This is a genomic window from Pseudomonas lactucae, from assembly GCF_016937615.1.
Lineage (GTDB): Bacteria > Pseudomonadota > Gammaproteobacteria > Pseudomonadales > Pseudomonadaceae > Aquipseudomonas > Aquipseudomonas lactucae.
Map to the genome: position 1 here is coordinate 1 of NZ_JAFHKI010000234.1, position 1133 is coordinate 1133.

Genomic DNA, 1133 nt, shown 5'->3' on the forward strand with positions numbered 1-1133 from the left:
CTGACTGTCACCGACGCCGATAACGCTACTTCGCACGCTGATGCTCAGCAGCCGTGACAGTTGGTGAACGACATTCCGGTCATCACCGTTGAAGCCAACACGCTGACTGAAAACGATGCCAAAGAAGGCACTGTTGCTGGCCGCTTCACCGCGACTGACGAAGAGACTTCGACTGCCGATCTGAAGGTTGCCTTCACCGGCGAAAGCAATAAAGACGGTTACTACGCCATCTCGGGCACCGATGTTGTGCTGACGCAGAAGGGTGCTGATTGGGTCAACGCAGGCAATCAACTGCCGAAGATCGACCTGACTGTCACCGACGCCGATAACGCTACTTCGCACGCTGATGCTCAGCCAGCCGTGACGTTGGTGAACGACATTCCGGTCATCACCGTTGAAGCCAACACGCTGACTGAAAACGATGCCAAAGAAGGCACTGTTGCTGGCCGCTTCACCGCGACTGACGAAGAGACTTCGACTGCCGATCTGAAGGTTGCCTTCACCGGCGAAAGCAATAAAGACGGTTACTACGCCATCTCGGGCACCGACGTGGTGCTGACGCAGAAAGGCGCCGGTTGGGTCAACGCAGGCAATCAACTGCCGAAAATCGACCTGACCGTTACTGATGCCGACAACGCGACTTCGCACGCTGATGCTCAGCCAGCCGTGACGCTGGTGAACGACATTCCAGTGATCACCGTTGAAGCCAACACGCTGACTGAAAATGACGCGAAAGAAGGTACTGTTGCTGGTCGCTTCACTGCGACTGACGAAGAGACTTCGACTGCCGATCTGAAGGTTGCCTTCACCGGCGAAAGCAATAAAGACGGTTACTACGCCATCTCGGGCACCGATGTTGTGCTGACGCAGAAAGGCGCCGATTGGGTCAACGCAGGCAATCAACTGCCGAAAATCGACCTGACCGTTACTGATGCCGACAACGCGACTTCGCACGCTGATGCTCAGCCAGCCGTGACGCTGGTGAACGACATTCCACGTGACTCACCGTTGAAGCCAACACGCCTGACTGAAAATGACGCGAAGAAGGTACTGTTGCTGGTCGCTTCACTGCGACTGACGAACGAGACTTCGACTGCCGATCTGAAGGTTGCCTTCACCGGCGAAAGCAATAA

1 protein-coding gene is annotated in these 1133 nt (G+C 55.7%); it reads left to right on the top strand.

From position 1 onward, the window contains the following. Positions 1-63: 63 nt before the first annotated feature. On the top strand, positions 64-1133 hold a 1070-nt coding region (locus JWR98_RS28700; RefSeq protein ID WP_205491846.1), incomplete at its 3' end, for a hypothetical protein.